The sequence below is a fragment of the Acinetobacter sp. CIP 102136 genome (assembly GCF_000369685.1).
Lineage (GTDB): Bacteria > Pseudomonadota > Gammaproteobacteria > Pseudomonadales > Moraxellaceae > Acinetobacter > Acinetobacter fasciculus.
This window is the reverse complement of record NZ_KB850140.1, coordinates 1-16,246: the sequence shown is the minus strand read 5'-3', so window position 1 is coordinate 16,246 and position 16,246 is coordinate 1. Positions and strand designations below refer to the sequence as shown.

The window sequence follows — 16,246 nt, the reverse complement described above, 5'->3', positions numbered from 1 at the left end:
TAAAAAAGTCATTATCATCAAGGATGATAATGACTTCCGTTTATGGCAACAGTAGGTTTATGTGAAGATTTTTAGTCTTCTGGTTCTTCCGGATTTTTTGCCAGATGAATCACAGCCAGTACCAGACCACCCCATAATAAAACGATAGAGATGATCATCATGATTAGTGCAGATGTATTCATATTCGCTCTCCTAGCTGTGACGGTCTTTAACTAGACTGAACAAAATGGCGCCCAGAATAAAGAATGCAAGAGTGCCCCCACCGATCATCCACAGCGTACTCGCGGGATAATCACCATAGCCTTCTGCCATGATCGATTTCAGGGTCAGGCCTAATGCCAGTAATAAGGACAACGGCGTGATCACCGTCAGCATGAACTTCCAGCTCGCACCCAGTTTCACGCTGGCAAACTCGTTCACATGGCCTTCCAGCTGTTTCATTAATGGACGGCGGAACCAGGACAACAGAATAATCGATAACAGACCACCACCGACAATACCGATGTTATTGGCAAAGTAGTCGATGATATCGACAAAGGTAATCGCACTATGTGTCGAGAACATCAGGGTAGAAATCACTGCTGAACCACCAGCAATAATCGTCACTGACTTGTTCTTTGACCAGCCCAGCTTGTCCTGGAACGCGGCAATCGGAACTTGCAGGATACTGACCATCGAGGTAATACCGGCAACCGTCAATGAAGCAAAGAACAGGAAACCGAACAGGTCGCCACCTGCGCCTAAACTGGAAATGATTTTCGGAAACGCAATAAAGGCCAGACCAATACCACCGGATACCACATCTTCAACTTTAGCACCTGAGCTAAACGCCATAAAACCAAGTGCTGCAAAGACACCAATACCCGCCAGGATTTCAAAAGACGAGTTGGCCAATGCCACCACAATCCCTGAACCAGTCAGGTTAGTTTTGCGTTTCAAGTAAGAGGCATAAGTCAACATAATCCCGAAGCCCACTGACAGTGAGAAGAAGATATGACCAAAAGCGGCTAACCAGACTTTATAGTTGGCCATCGCTTCCCAGTTTGGCGTGAAGAAAGCATTTAAGCCATCGACTGCACCCGGTAAACGGACTGCCTGAATCACCAGGATCGTGAATAAAATCACCAGCAATGGCATAAAGATTTTATTCGCCAGTTCCACCCCACGGCGTACTCCACCGTAAAGAATCAGCATGACTGCTGCCCAAACGACCACTAGACCAAAGAACAGCACAGGTACAAAACCGAGAGTCAGACCCTCACCATTTTGCAGGTAAGTATTGAAGAAGAAGCCCTGGGTATCTGTGCCCCACTGCTGTCCAAAGGAATAGAACATATAACTGCCGGCCCAGGACAAGACGCTGGCATAGTAAATCCCGATCACCAGAGTGACCATGACCTGCCACCAACCCAGAGATTCGGCATTCATGAGTTTTTTATAGGCCATAGGCGGCGCTTTGCGGAACTTGTGTCCGACCGCATAGTCTAAAAACAATAAAGGTAAACCTGCTGCGAAAATCGCAATCAGATAAGGGATCAGGAATGCCCCGCCACCATTTTCATAGGCAACATAAGGGAAACGCCAGATATTCCCCAAGCCAACGGCGGAACCAATCGCTGCAATAATGAATCCTGATCGTGCGGACCAATTCTCACGAGTTTCTGTCATAGAACACCTAAACTTTTAACCCCTTTAGATGCTGCTTGTTATGGTTATGGCGCAAGCAAAAAAAGAAGCATTTTCAATAATTTTGGGTGTTTGAATTAGAGGGCACCTTGTGGGCGTCGAATTCTAATGTACAAACAGGTCAGCAGGTCTTACATCTTGCTTAAAGTCTGATCGAAAAACTGACCTTGTAGATGATTCAACAATACTGACTTTTTTAAATTTTTTCTGTAAATTCTGCTTAAAATATTCGTTATTTATAATCTATTCGAATTAAGCGTTCAATAATTCTGCGGAATAAGCCAGATTAAGCAAGTTATATATTGACAAACTTTTTGGAATATATTTTTCTTAAGTTTTACTACAGGGTCGCTGTTTCAAAAAATGTATTCCAAGACTCTGATCCAGCATCTGTTTTTAGATCATTATTTGAAGATGAAACGGCTCATACTAAGGCACATGACCAAGCCGTGATATGGGAAATCAAATTCTCTCATGGAATTTTGACCTCTTTAAAAACCGGTTTAAATATCACAAGCAGATTTAAAACAAGCTGCCTGTGATATCGAAGCGATGAGTATTCTAAACTTAGGCTTTAATCACCAGCATGCGCTCTTCCTGCATGTCGCGAATGGCTGACTGAATTCCTTCACGACCCAGACCTGAATCTTTGACCCCGCCATAAGGCATGTTATCGACCCGGAAAGACGGAATATCATTGATAATGACACCGCCGACATGCAGATGATCCCAGGCATACAGCATCTTGTTCAGATTCTGGGTATACACTCCAGCTTGCAAGCCAAAACAGCTGCGGTTGATACAGGCAATACCGGATTCGAAATCAGCATACGCTTCCAGAATTGCCACCGGGCCAAAGGCTTCATCACGGTAGATTTCCAGACTGTGGTCTACATTTTCCAGCAAGGTCGGTGCGAACATCACACCATTCAATTCGCCTCCAATCAGGATTTTCGCGTCTTTTTTCACGGCTTTATCCAGCCATTTTTTCAGGCGTTTGGCTTCATCTTCCTTGATCATCGGACCAACCAAGGTTGTGCTCAGATTCGGATCAGCGGCTTTAATCGTTTTCAGTTTCGCCAGCAGTTTGTCCTTCACTTCAGTATAAATCTGCTGATGCACCAAAATGCGTTGCACACTGATACACACCTGTCCGGCATGGTTATACGCCCCGCCAATTAGACGGTTAATCAAGGCATCGTTAATTTCGGTATCTGGCTCAATCATGACAGCAGCATTGCCACCCAGCTCCAAGACCACTTTTTTACGACCGGCACGCGCTTTCATATCCCAGCCTACAGCATCGGAACCGGTAAAACTGAGTAATTTAAAACGCTCATCGGTGACCAGTAGATCAGCCAGCTCTCGCGGACAGGGCAATACCGAAAACGCACCTCGCGGTAAATCGGTTTCCGCCAGAATTTCAGCAATTTTTAAGGCAGAAATCGGGGTCAGGCTAGGCGGTTTCAGCACAAAGGGACAACCGGCTGCAATCGCAGGAGCAATTTTATGCGCGGTCAGATTTAAAGGAAAATTAAACGGACTGATCAAAGACACCGCACCAATCGGCACCTGTTTCACAATGCCCTGATAGCCGGATGCTGCTGCAGTCACGGCCAAAGGCAGCATACGTCCCTGATCAATCTGGGTCACGGCATCTGCGGCAATCTGGAAAGTATTAATCAGACGTTCAACTTCGGCTTCGGCTGCTTTACGCGGCTTGCCCCCTTCTGCAATCAGAATTTCGGTCAATTCTTCATGAATCTCACGAAAACGGCGTACGCAATGCAGCAGAATTTTCTGTTTCTGAAACGGCTCCAAGGCAGCCATTTCGGCTTCAGCATCTACGGCAGACTGAATCGCCTGTTCCAGTGTGTTGGCATCTGCCAAAGCGACACGGGCATACAGTTCGTGGTTATATTTATGTTTGACCTCTAACCATTCACCCGTCTGAACGGCCTGACCGGCGACATATAATGCATACTCTTTCGTTTGTTGTGTGCTTCTCGCTACCATCTTATTGTCCTGCAAAATCCAAGGATATACATTTTTGAAATTCTCTATATCATGCACTTGCTACTCCATATTAAGAAGATGTTTTTAAGTAACCAGACACCTCCAATTTTAATAAAGCTTTAGGGAATAGAGCCATGCGCGCAAAAATACTCACCACCTTATTCTTCGGTTTTGGACTCAGTACGCTCAGTCATGCAGATGTAATCGGCGTGAAAGCAGATCTCAGTTACTGGGATTTTGACGGCTATAGTCAGGATAACAATTTCAAGCATGAGCTAGATCGACAAGGTACAGCGCAGCTATCTGTCGCTGTAGAACATCCTGTGCCATTGTTACCAAATGCCAAGATTAAATACGTCAATCTGGACAGCAATAGCGAACAGAGTTCTCTTATCAATGCCTCAGAAATTGAGCTGAACAATATTGACTATATTCTGTATTATGAATTGCTAGATACCATTGTGCATGCGGATATAGGTGCAGGTTTAACCAATCTGGATGGTACGGTAAAAAACCTGACTGCCGGCGCTTTCACTCAATACGATCTGGATGAATATAGTCCACTGCTCTATGCAACAGCCGGGGTTAAATTGCCATTTACCGGTATGAGTGCCAAAGCGGAAGCAGTTTACAGTCACGGCAGTGATACCCGTAAGACCGACGTACAGGCGGAACTGCAATATGATTTCATTGATAATCTGCTGGTCGATGTCGGTGCCAAAATCGGTTATCGCATCATGCAGGTAGATTTTGAGCAGGATCAACGTCCAAATTTAAAACTTGAATTTAAAGGTCCTTATATCGGCTTAGATGTACATTTTTAATGAAATACAACCGGTTAGGCTTGCACAGCTCAATTACTCTGCGCTGATGTAAGCCAAAGCGTACAACAATAACCGCAATCTGCTGCTAGTGCGCTACCGGGATGTGTATTACTTTATAAACATAGAGAGCAGGATGCTCCGAAGACCTAAAAACAAGAATAACATCGCAACACCAGGACGTGAGGTACGACAGGAGTTATACCTAAATCACGAGATACGAAAAAGCCCCAACAGGATGTCGGGGCTTTTTTTTTCTGCCTATTATTTTATTTATCATTGCTTAACAGTTCCGAGCTAAAACTCCAACATTGTAAGAATTCCCTTATTGTTAAGCTAAAAATCCTCACATTTTTTGGGAACAGCAATCATGGTAAAAAAGGTCCTCTTTATTACATCCAATCAAGGCATTGAACATGATGAACTCACTGAGCCTTTAAATTTTCTAAAGTCCAAAGGTTTTGAAGTCATTCATGCTGCAGAAAAAAATGAAGATGTCGCGACGGTCAAAGGTGATACCAAGGCTGCTACCCAATACACGCCGGATACCAGTTTCGACCATGTCGATCCGAATGATTATGATCTTTTGGTGATTCCCGGCGGCACTGTCAATGCAGATACCTTGAGAATCAATCAGGATGCGCAGAAAATCATTCAGCATTTTGCCGACAATCACAAACCGATTGCCGCAATCTGTCATGGGCCATGGACCTTGATTGATGCACAGCGTATCAAAGACAAGAATCTGACTTCATATAAGAGCATCAAGCTGGATCTGGAAAATGCCGGTGGAAAATGGGTTGATGAACAGGTTCACCGCTGCAATACTGGCGACTGGGTACTGATTACTTCACGTAATCCGGATGATTTACCGGCTTTCAATGAAGCGATCTTAAAAGAGCTTGAAGGTGATGCTGCCTAAGCTCATACCATAAAAAAGAACCTCAAATTTGAGGTTCTTTTTTATATTCAGACACCACCGGCCAGACTTTTCAGATAAGTCACAACGTCTTTATTTCCGGCCATTTCGGCCAATTCTAAAGCAGTATTAGGACTGCGATGTGCAATATCAGCACCCTTGCTGACCAGAAGTTTGACCACGTCCAGATGATCATTTTCAGCAGCGGCTTGTAGGGCGCTATAGCCTTCTTCATCGGCTGAGTTGACGTCCAGACCTTCCTGTAAGCCCTCTTCGACCTGTTCAACATCGCCTAAAGATGCCCAGTACACCAGTTCAGGAAGATGTAGTTCGTCGTCATCTTCAGGGATTGGGGAGATAGAATTAAATTGCATAGTCAGTTCCTAATGGTAATTTAGTTGAGTTAGCTTTTTACACAGTTCACTTTCTAAATTTTTTAACCCTTCACCATTCTTTAAATAGATTAGAGATCTATGATGAATCATATCAGATGGAATATCACTTACACTTTGAGCAATTGGAATAACTAGTTTACCTAAAGTATGTGCAATTCCTGTTTCATACATGACATTTGGATTTTTACCACTAAAATCGACGATTACTACTCGAGCTCTAAATATTAAATCAAATATATCCTGAATTATCGTACTGTTATCCCAAATATCATCAGCTCTTAAACATCTAAAACCAGATCCTTTGGCAGCCTCTTTAATAGAGGAATAGACACTATCAAAACCTGAAAAAGGCATCATTACAGCTATTAAATCATTTTCTAAATCTACACTGGGAACACTAAATACTGAAGGAGAAAATGTAATTTTATTTACACTTACTTGATGCGATACATATAGAGTATTCTCATCAGGATATTTGTGCTCTAGATAATCTTTAATTTGTTGTAAAGATTTAGGATTTTTATAACTAATTGCTCTTAAGACATCAATAATATTGGCACCATAATCATCATCACCAAAGCTCAAACTTCTTAGCAATCTAGAATGATTATGGGTGGTGTTTCAAAAAGTATGCTGGCGTTAAACAAATCCGTTATTAAGGTAAAAGAAAGTCAAATCAAAGGCTTTAAAATGATTTTCGAGCTTTTTAGAAAAGTTGCAACTTCTCCTAAATCCACGCCTGATTCGATGACGAATTCTACAATTGTTACCTTCAATACCGACGGTAAAAAACTTACCAATCACTTGCTTGCAACATTGAAATGCTGTGATAAAACTATCCCAATGATCACTCGCAATTCGAGCATATTGAACCCCAAGCTTTTTAAGTCTAGCTTTAAGACGTTGAACCGTTGCTAAATCCCGCTTACCCCAAACATAAGCAACAATTTCTCCAGATTCTCGATGGTAGGCATAAATAAGCCATTGTTTATTTTTCTTATTCCCTACAAAAGTCCAAAGTTCATCGACTTCAAGACATTCGTAGTGGCTTTGTTTAGGCTGAATCTGATAGATCGATTCACTTAAGGTTCGTAATACCTTGCCAATGCTGATACGCTCGACTTCAGCAATATCTCTAACACCGCTTCCTCTGACCATCAAATGTAATATCTTGCCGGTAATACCTGAGTTACACCCTTGATAGCTTAATGCATGATCACCAATAAACTGACGTTTGCAATCTTTGCACTGATGGGTTTTGTTTCCCATCTACTTTGATGCCATTTCTCTTTATATTGTTACTTAGACAGGTAGGACATTTGATTTGTAGCGTTATTTTCATACCTCTATTTTATCAAAAGCCATATTGTTTTTTTCAGCATACTTTTTGAAACACCACCTGATTATGAATTATTTGATCCGCATTAACTAAAAGACCAATCTCACTCCAATCACTAGCATTGAATTCTTTTTCTATTACTCTTTTTAAATCCAAGATAAGTTTATTAGTCTCTATCTGAGTATCATCTGAAGTTAAATTTGAATTAAACATAGATAGTATTTTTTGATTAAATTTTAGACATAATACTATAGGTATGAAAAAAAAGCCCCCTTTCGGAGGCTTCTTATTTCAAACTTGGTTTTAAGCTTTAGACACTGCGGGTTCAATTGAACCAATCTTTTCAGATTCATTGTCATGCATGATCAATGCAACAGCAATTGCAGTAATCAGAACCGGTAAACCAACTGCCATAAAGTTAAAGTAAGCAGGCAGGTTCATACCAAGTAAACCACCAATCAGAATCGGCCCTACAATCGCACCCATACGACCAATCGCAGAAGACCAGCCAATACCTGTCGAACGTACTGCAAGTGGGTAGAACTGCGCAACATAGCTATACAGCAACATTTGCGAACCAATTGACGCTGCACCAGCCAAGAATACTAAGATGTAAAGTAAGAATTGGTTAGATGCAAAGCCCATTGAGCTCATCACAATCGCACCCATCATACCCAGGAACATCAGTACCGGTTTCAGGTGGAAACGATCCGCAAGAATACCACCACCGACAATACCCACAACCGCACCAACGTTCATTACCATCATGAACATCAAGCTGTTGTCCATCGAGTAGCCTGCTGCCATCATCAACTTCGGTAACCAGCTGCTCAGTGCATACATGGTTAACAGACAAGTGAAGAACGCGACCCAGAACAGTAAAGTATTGACCGCACGACCACGACGGAACAAGCTCACCACGTTGGCTGCTTCAGGCACATTTTCCTGTGGCAAAGTGAAAGTTGTATTCTCGGTAACCGTCAGATTTGGCGCCAAGCGACGTACAATACGACGAGCTTCTGGCTGCTTGTTCTGTTTCACAATAAATGCGAGCGACTCAGGCAGGAATTTCCAGATCACTGGTAATAAAAACAGTGGAATACCCGCGATAAAGAACATGATTTGCCAACCAAAACTTGGGGTAAACCATGAACCCAATAACGCAGCCATTACGCCACCGACCGCATAACCACTAAACATGGTGGTCACCAGCGTACTACGCATTTTTTGTGGGGCATATTCCGAAGTCAATGCCACCAGGTTTGGCATTACGCCACCAATACCAAGACCGGCAAGGAAACGTAAAATACCGAATTCGGTTGGGTTTGAAGCAAAGCCGCCGGCAAAAGTTAAACCACTAAATAATACAATACAGATCATAATCACTTTCTTACGACCGATCTTGTCCGCGAGGGAACCAAAGATCATCGCACCAAACATCATGCCAGCCAGTGCGGTACTTGCAAGCATTCCAGCCTGCACTGCACTTAAGCCCCAGTCTTGCATCAATAACGGTAAAACTACACCATTGATTGCGAGATCGTAGCCATCAAATAAGATAATGAGTAAACACCAAGCAACTACATTGAAGTGGAAAGGCGTGAATTTCGCATTATCGACTACAGAATTTACATCTATTTTTTCCGTTGTCATCGTTCTCATCTCCCATGAGTACTTGTCCATAACATCTTGTTGAAGACTGAAGTCAATCTTCAATGTCAGGCAATATACGCAAGCGGGATTTAAGGCACAATAAGACTAATTGATATTCTGCTATGCTCTCGGAAATGTCATTTATTTGCGTGATATGTCACACTATTATTAATATAAACTTTTGAATAATTGATGTTTATTTTTTAATTCGCCCAATATTTAAGCTCTATTAATCCGCTTATTCTTTTGACCAATTGAATATTGATTTAATTTCATACTAAAGATATGAAAAAGCCCCTTTAAGTAAGGAGCTTTTTTAACTGAGTAGGTTAATTACGAGAGTTTAAATTTTGGCTGTTTTTAATTTTTTCACCACCACGCGACCAGATTGTGGCTTACGAATCATTGAAATAGCGATGATACCAATAATACCTGGCATTGCTACCGCGATAAAGTTCCATTTATGTGGTAACTCCATACCAAGTAGCATACCAATCACGATTGGGCCAACAATTGCACCTGTACGCCCTACAGCAGAAGCCCAACCAATACCAGTAGAACGTACTGCAACAGGATAGTATTGAGCAACATAGCTATATAACAAGATACTGGTACCAATAGATGAGGCACCTGCTAAACTCACAAGTAAATAAATAACAGGGGTTGGAGAATTAAAGCCCAAACCAACCAAAGATAGTACACCGACAGTTAACATACTCATAAGAACAGGTTTAAAGTCAAAACGGTCTGCCAAAATACCACCGCTAATGGTTCCGATCACGGCACCAATATTCAGTGCTAATAAGAACATTAAACTGCTACCTAAAGAATATCCCGCTGCCATCATCAGTTTTGGTAGCCAGCTTCCAAGTGCGTAAAGCATGAGTAAGCACATAAAGAAAGCAATCCAAAATAAGAATGTTCCTGTGGCACGATTTTCTGTAAATAAAGCTTTTACTGATGCACTTTGGGTCTGATCAGCGCTAGCTAGAACCAGTTCAGTATCTTCTTGTATGTCTGCAGTTGGCTCGACTTGCTTTATAAAACGACGTGCTTCATTCACTTTTTGTTCTTTAACGAGGAAAGTTAAAGACTCAGGTAAGAACTTCCAAAAAAATGGAACAAAAAGTAATGGAATACCTGCAATGAAGAACATAATTTCCCAACCAAAACTTGGTGTAAACCATGTACCGCATAATGCAGCCATAATACCGCCCACCGCATAACCACTAAACATGGTGGTTACCAGTGTGCTTTTTAAACGTTTAGGTGCATATTCAGACGTTAGAGCGACTAAGTTTGGTAATACACCACCAATCCCTAAACCAGCAATAAAACGTAAAATACCAAATTCTGTTGGATTAGTGGTAAATCCACCTAAAAATGTAAAAGCACTAAATAAAGAAACACAAATCAAGATAACTTTTTTACGACCAATTTTGTCTGCAAGCATCCCAAACAGCATGGCTCCAAACATCATGCCAGCGAGTGCTGTACTTGCAAGCATGCCTGCTTGAACAGCACTCATGCCCCACTCTTGCATAAGTAGAGGCAGAACGACACCGTTAATTGCTAAATCATATCCGTCAAATAGGACAATAAACAAACACCATAATACAATGCTTAAGTGAAATTTAGTGAATTTTGCCTGATCAATCACATCATTCACACTTACCGTGTTTGCTACTCGCTTCATGTTTTCTGCCATTTTTACTCACCTCCTGTGAGTTTTTTTCGTTGTTTTCAGCACGACACATGACCCTAACTCTTATTTATTATTTTTAATGATTCTTATCGCCATGTCTTCGCAACAACTTAGTTCAACACAGCTACTTTTCATGCAATATCCGACTAAAGTCTTACTTATTCCTTAAAAATCTAAACCCATGAGTCTAGTTTTTAATCAATATTCAACAATTCCAAGAGCTATTTGACTAAAATCCCACGCATAAAAAAAACACCCCCTGCGTTAGCAGAGGGTGTTTTGGAATAATGAGCTGGCGATGACTTACTCTCACATGGGTAATCCCACACTACCATCAGCGCTAAGAGGTTTCACTTCTGAGTTCGGGAAGGGATCAGGTGGTTCACTCTTGCTATGGTCGCCAGCACAACTGTTTATGGACTTGTTCGGGTCTTATTTAACTGCTGTTGCAGTGTTTGCCGTACTTCGTACCAAATGAGTTATTAACAGAGATACTTGAGTTAAATTAGGTTGTTCATTTTATCTAGCTTTTCAACTAAATCAAGTTTGATCGTTTGATTTCGAATCAATTGAGCTTCACTTCTTTCGAAGTTCGTACAACAACTGTTTGGGTGTTGTATAGTCAAGCCTCACGAGCAATTAGTATTGGTCAGCTTCACATATCACTATGCTTCCACATCCAACCTATCAACGTCGTAGTCTTCAACGGCTCTTTAGGAGACATAAAGTCTCGGGGAAATCTTATCTTGAGGTAGGCTTCCCGCTTAGATGCTTTCAGCGGTTATCCCTTCCGAACATAGCTACCCGGCGATGCCACTGGCGTGACAACCGGTACACCAGAGGTTCGTCCACTCTGGTCCTCTCGTACTAGGAGCAGATCCTCTCAAATTTCCAACGCCCACGGTAGATAGGGACCGAACTGTCTCACGACGTTCTAAACCCAGCTCGCGTACCTCTTTAAATGGCGAACAGCCATACCCTTGGGACCTGCTTCAGCCCCAGGATGAGATGAGCCGACATCGAGGTGCCAAACACCGCCGTCGATATGAACTCTTGGGCGGTATCAGCCTGTTATCCCCAGAGTACCTTTTATCCGTTGAGCGATGGCCCTTCCATACAGAACCACCGGATCACTAAGACCTACTTTCGTACCTGCTCGACTTGTGGGTCTCGCAGTTAAGCGCGCTTTTGCCTTTATACTCTACGCGTGATTTCCGACCACGCTGAGCGCACCTTCGTACTCCTCCGTTACTCTTTAGGAGGAGACCGCCCCAGTCAAACTACCCACCAGACATGGTCCTCGTCCCGGATAACGGGACAGAGTTAGAACCTCAATATTACCAGGGTGGTATTTCAAGGACGGCTCCATCGCAACTAGCGTCGCGACTTCAAAGCCTCCCACCTATCCTACACAAGTAAGATCAAAGTTCAATGTCAAGCTGCAGTAAAGGTTCACGGGGTCTTTCCGTCTAGCCGCGGGTACACCGCATCTTCACGGCGAATTCGATTTCACTGAGTCTCTGCTGGAGACAGCGCCCCCATCATTATGCCATTCGTGCAGGTCGGAACTTACCCGACAAGGAATTTCGCTACCTTAGGACCGTTATAGTTACGGCCGCCGTTTACTGGGGCTTCGATCAAGAGCTTCGCTTACGCTAACCCCATCAATTAACCTTCCAGCACCGGGCAGGCATCACACCCTATACGTCCACTTTCGTGTTTGCAGAGTGCTATGTTTTTAATAAACAGTTGCAGGGGCCTGGTTTCTGAGGCTGTCGGCCGCTCAAGGAGCAAGTCCTATCACAGACAACAGCGTACCTTCTCCCGAAGTTACGGTACCATTTTGCCTAGTTCCTTCAGCAGAGTTCTCTCAAGCGCTTTGGTCTACTCGACCTGACCACCTGTGTCGGTTTCGGGTACGATTCCTGTGTAACTGAAGCTTAGAGACTTTTCCTGGAAGCATGGTATCAGCCACTTCACTGTACAAGTACAGCTTGCTATCAGTTCTCAGCATAGAGTACCCCGGATTTGCCTAAGATACATGCCTACAACCTTCCACCTGGACAACCAACGCCAGGCTGACTTAACCTTCTCCGTCCTCTCATCGCATTACACAGAAGTATTGGAATATTAACCAATTTCCCATCGACTACGCCTCTCGGCCTCGCCTTAGGGGTCGACTCACCCAGCCCCGATTAACGTTGGACTGGAACCCTTGGTCTTTCAGCGTGCGAGTTTTTCACTCGCATTGTCGTTACTCACGTCAGCATTCGCACTTCTGATACCTCCAGCAGACTTCTCAATCCACCTTCATCGGCTTACAGAACGCTCCCCTACCACGCATAATAAATTATGCATCCGCAGCTTCGGCATATAGTTTTAGCCCCGTTACATCTTCCGCGCAGGCCGACTCGACTAGTGAGCTATTACGCTTTCTTTAAAGGGTGGCTGCTTCTAAGCCAACCTCCTAGCTGTCTATGCCTTCCCACATCGTTTCCCACTTAACTATAATTTTGGGGCCTTAGCTGGCGGTCTGGATTGTTTTCCTCTTGACTACGGACGTTAGCACCCGCAGTCTGTCTCCCGGATAGTACTCATTGGTATTCGGAGTTTGCATCGGTTTGGTAAGTCGGGATGACCCCCTAGCCGAAACAGTGCTCTACCCCCAATGGTATTCGTCCGAGGCGCTACCTAAATAGCTTTCGGGGAGAACCAGCTATCACCAAGTTTGATTAGCCTTTCACCCCTATCCACAAGTCATCCCCTGGCTTTTCAACGACAGTGGGTTCGGTCCTCCAGTTAGTGTTACCCAACCTTCAACCTGCTCATGGATAGATCACCTGGTTTCGGGTCTATACCCAGCAACTAAACGCCCTATTAAGACTCGGTTTCCCTACGGCTCCCCTATGCGGTTAACCTTGCTACTGAATATAAGTCGCTGACCCATTATACAAAAGGTACGCAGTCACCGGACTAAGCCGGCTCCCACTGCTTGTATGCATGCGGTTTCAGGATCTATTTCACTCCCCTCACAGGGGTTCTTTTCGCCTTTCCCTCACGGTACTGGTTCACTATCGGTCAGTCAGGAGTATTTAGCCTTGGAGGATGGTCCCCCCATATTCAGACAAGGTTTCACGTGCCTCGCCCTACTCGACATCATCATATAAGCCCTTTCGTGTACAGGACTATCACCGTCTACGGTCGCACTTCCCAGAGCGTTCCACTAGAACTTATATGACTTAATGGGCTCTTCCCCTTTCGCTCGCCGCTACTGAGGGAATCTCAATTGATTTCTTTTCCTAAGGGTACTGAGATGTTTCACTTCCCCTCGTTCGCCTTGCAACACTATGTATTCATGTTGCAATACCTACCTTATGGTAAGTGGGTTTCCCCATTCAGACATCTCCGGATCACAGGATATTTGCCGCCTCCCCGGAGCTTTTCGCAGGCTATCACGTCTTTCTTCGCCTCTGACTGCCAAGGCATCCACCACATGCACTTAATTACTTGACTATACAACCCCAAACAGTCGTTTATCCTTACAAGTAGGATAAGCAACAGAGCTTGTCTTGCGACTCACTCATACAGTTGGCGTTTGTGCACTTAAGCACCGTACAGCTTCAATTAGATTCATATACCAAAACGCTTGATTCAGTTAATTTCGCTAGAACTCATTTCCTTAATCTTCACATCACAGTAATAAATCACTGTTAGCGTTGATCTTAAAAACGAGTTTGAACAAATTATTTCAACTCAAATATATTCTGTTAATGATTTTTCCAGCCTTCGTCAGGTCAGGAAACTGTGATAAATCACAGAGATTATCAAGTGCGCGTATCATAACGCTTGTACTTGTTAATCTCTAGGATCTAAACACTTGATCGCTTAGGAACTAAACAACTTCATCACTGTATGCTTACATACTGCGCGAAGCGTAGCTTCTTGCTTAAATTTCAAGTAAAAGCAGTGCTTTTATGATCTTGAAATTTGGTGGAGACTAGGAGAGTCGAACTCCTGACCTCCTGCGTGCAAAGCAGGCGCTCTACCAACTAAGCTAAGTCCCCAGCTTATCAATAAGTCAATGTATCGTTCTGTTCTGTTTGCTTCAGCACTTTCATGCTTCGTTAGTCAGATTTGGTGGGTCTGACAAGACTTGAACTTGTGACCCCACGCTTATCAAGCGTGTGCTCTAACCAACTGAGCTACAGACCCTCAGATACATCGTATGAAGAACAACTTGTTGTGGATTCTTACCAATCGTCAATCTTTCGTTAAGGAGGTGATCCAGCCGCAGGTTCCCCTACGGCTACCTTGTTACGACTTCACCCCAGTCATCTGCCACACCGTGGTAAGCGTCCCCCCTAAGGTTAGACTACCTACTTCTGGTGCAACAAACTCCCATGGTGTGACGGGCGGTGTGTACAAGGCCCGGGAACGTATTCACCGCGGCATTCTGATCCGCGATTACTAGCGATTCCGACTTCATGGAGTCGAGTTGCAGACTCCAATCCGGACTACGATCGGCTTTTTGAGATTAGCATCCACTCGCGTGGTAGCAACCCTTTGTACCGACCATTGTAGCACGTGTGTAGCCCTGGTCGTAAGGGCCATGATGACTTGACGTCGTCCCCGCCTTCCTCCAGTTTGTCACTGGCAGTATCCTTAAAGTTCCCGGCTTAACCCGCTGGCAAATAAGGAAAAGGGTTGCGCTCGTTGCGGGACTTAACCCAACATCTCACGACACGAGCTGACGACAGCCATGCAGCACCTGTATGTAAGTTCCCGAAGGCACCAATCCATCTCTGGAAAGTTCTTACTATGTCAAGACCAGGTAAGGTTCTTCGCGTTGCATCGAATTAAACCACATGCTCCACCGCTTGTGCGGGCCCCCGTCAATTCATTTGAGTTTTAGTCTTGCGACCGTACTCCCCAGGCGGTCTACTTATCGCGTTAGCTGCGCCACTAAAGCCTCAAAGGCCCCAACGGCTAGTAGACATCGTTTACGGCATGGACTACCAGGGTATCTAATCCTGTTTGCTCCCCATGCTTTCGCACCTCAGTGTCAGTATTAGGCCAGATGGCTGCCTTCGCCATCGGTATTCCTCCAGATCTCTACGCATTTCACCGCTACACCTGGAATTCTACCATCCTCTCCCATACTCTAGCCAACCAGTATCGAATGCAATTCCCAAGTTAAGCTCGGGGATTTCACATTTGACTTAATTGGCCACCTACGCGCGCTTTACGCCCAGTAAATCCGATTAACGCTTGCACCCTCTGTATTACCGCGGCTGCTGGCACAGAGTTAGCCGGTGCTTATTCTGCGAGTAACGTCCACTATCCAAGAGTATTAATCTCGGTAGCCTCCTCCTCGCTTAAAGTGCTTTACAACCAAAAGGCCTTCTTCACACACGCGGCATGGCTGGATCAGGGTTCCCCCCATTGTCCAATATTCCCCACTGCTGCCTCCCGTAGGAGTCTGGGCCGTGTCTCAGTCCCAGTGTGGCGGATCATCCTCTCAGACCCGCTACAGATCGTCGCCTTGGTAGGCCTTTACCCCACCAACTAGCTAATCCGACTTAGGCTCATCTATTAGCGCAAGGCCCGAAGGTCCCCTGCTTTCTCCCGTAGGACGTATGCGGTATTAGCATCCCTTTCGAGATGTTGTCCCCCACTAATAGGCAGATTCCTAAGCATTACTCACCCGTCCGC

General features: G+C 44.2%; 9 protein-coding genes, 2 tRNA genes, 3 rRNA genes and 1 pseudogene. 2 read left to right on the top strand and 13 right to left on the bottom strand.

Going from position 1 to position 16,246, the window contains the following annotated elements; genetic code table 11:
* Positions 1-71: 71 nt before the first annotated feature.
* The 3 genes from F893_RS17205 to F893_RS00320 form a co-directional block, all read right to left on the bottom strand.
* A complete protein-coding gene (locus F893_RS17205) occupies positions 72-182 on the bottom strand; it encodes a methionine/alanine import family NSS transporter small subunit (RefSeq protein WP_004647694.1) in 111 nt (36 codons plus the stop codon).
* Between the two features lie 10 nt (positions 183-192).
* A complete protein-coding gene (locus tag F893_RS00325; protein ID WP_005249498.1) occupies positions 193-1,668 on the bottom strand; it encodes a sodium-dependent transporter in 1,476 nt (491 codons plus the stop codon).
* A gap of 585 nt (positions 1,669-2,253) precedes the next feature.
* Positions 2,254-3,702, bottom strand: a complete 1,449-nt coding sequence (locus F893_RS00320; RefSeq protein ID WP_034435732.1) for an aldehyde dehydrogenase family protein — start codon at positions 3,700-3,702, stop codon at positions 2,254-2,256.
* Positions 3,703-3,836: 134 nt separating this feature from the next.
* Between F893_RS00320 and F893_RS00315 the strand changes: the two genes are divergently transcribed.
* Both F893_RS00315 and F893_RS00310 read left to right on the top strand, forming a co-directional pair.
* Positions 3,837-4,526, top strand: a complete 690-nt coding sequence (locus F893_RS00315) for a TIGR04219 family outer membrane beta-barrel protein (protein ID WP_004280812.1) — start codon at positions 3,837-3,839, stop codon at positions 4,524-4,526.
* A gap of 367 nt (positions 4,527-4,893) precedes the next feature.
* A complete protein-coding gene (locus F893_RS00310) occupies positions 4,894-5,445 on the top strand; it encodes a type 1 glutamine amidotransferase domain-containing protein (protein ID WP_005249496.1) in 552 nt (183 codons plus the stop codon).
* 47 nt (positions 5,446-5,492) lie between these two features.
* Here F893_RS00310 and F893_RS00305 read toward each other — a convergent pair whose 3' ends face one another.
* From F893_RS00305 to F893_RS00260, 10 genes and pseudogenes are all read right to left on the bottom strand, one after another.
* Positions 5,493-5,816, bottom strand: coding sequence for an ankyrin repeat domain-containing protein (locus F893_RS00305; RefSeq protein ID WP_004280804.1), 324 nt, complete (start codon positions 5,814-5,816; stop codon positions 5,493-5,495).
* Positions 5,817-5,825: 9 nt separating this feature from the next.
* Positions 5,826-6,437: pseudogene (locus tag F893_RS00300) on the bottom strand (hypothetical protein); the annotation flags it as partial.
* A gap of 39 nt (positions 6,438-6,476) precedes the next feature.
* Positions 6,477-7,179, bottom strand: a protein-coding gene (locus F893_RS00295) for an IS1 family transposase (RefSeq protein ID WP_004282345.1) whose coding sequence is annotated in 2 segments (ribosomal slippage) — positions 6,477-7,091 and positions 7,093-7,179 — 702 coding nt in all. Because the reading frame shifts where the segments join, the coding sequence is not laid out codon by codon here.
* Positions 7,180-7,479: 300 nt separating this feature from the next.
* The gene (locus tag F893_RS00290; RefSeq protein WP_004647700.1) at positions 7,480-8,829 is read right to left on the bottom strand and encodes an aromatic acid/H+ symport family MFS transporter; all 1,350 of its coding nucleotides are present in this window, start codon (positions 8,827-8,829) and stop codon (positions 7,480-7,482) included.
* 343 nt (positions 8,830-9,172) lie between these two features.
* Positions 9,173-10,537, bottom strand: coding sequence for an MFS transporter (locus tag F893_RS00285; RefSeq protein WP_005245522.1), 1,365 nt, complete (start codon positions 10,535-10,537; stop codon positions 9,173-9,175).
* A 287-nt stretch (positions 10,538-10,824) separates the two neighbouring features.
* Positions 10,825-10,939, bottom strand: a 5S ribosomal RNA gene (gene rrf, locus F893_RS00280).
* Positions 10,940-11,152: 213 nt separating this feature from the next.
* Positions 11,153-14,047, bottom strand: a 23S ribosomal RNA gene (locus F893_RS00275).
* A 475-nt stretch (positions 14,048-14,522) separates the two neighbouring features.
* Positions 14,523-14,598: transfer RNA gene (locus F893_RS00270), tRNA-Ala, on the bottom strand.
* 71 nt (positions 14,599-14,669) lie between these two features.
* A tRNA-Ile gene (locus F893_RS00265) sits at positions 14,670-14,746 on the bottom strand.
* Between the two features lie 60 nt (positions 14,747-14,806).
* A 16S ribosomal RNA gene (locus F893_RS00260) occupies positions 14,807-16,246 on the bottom strand; the annotation flags it as partial.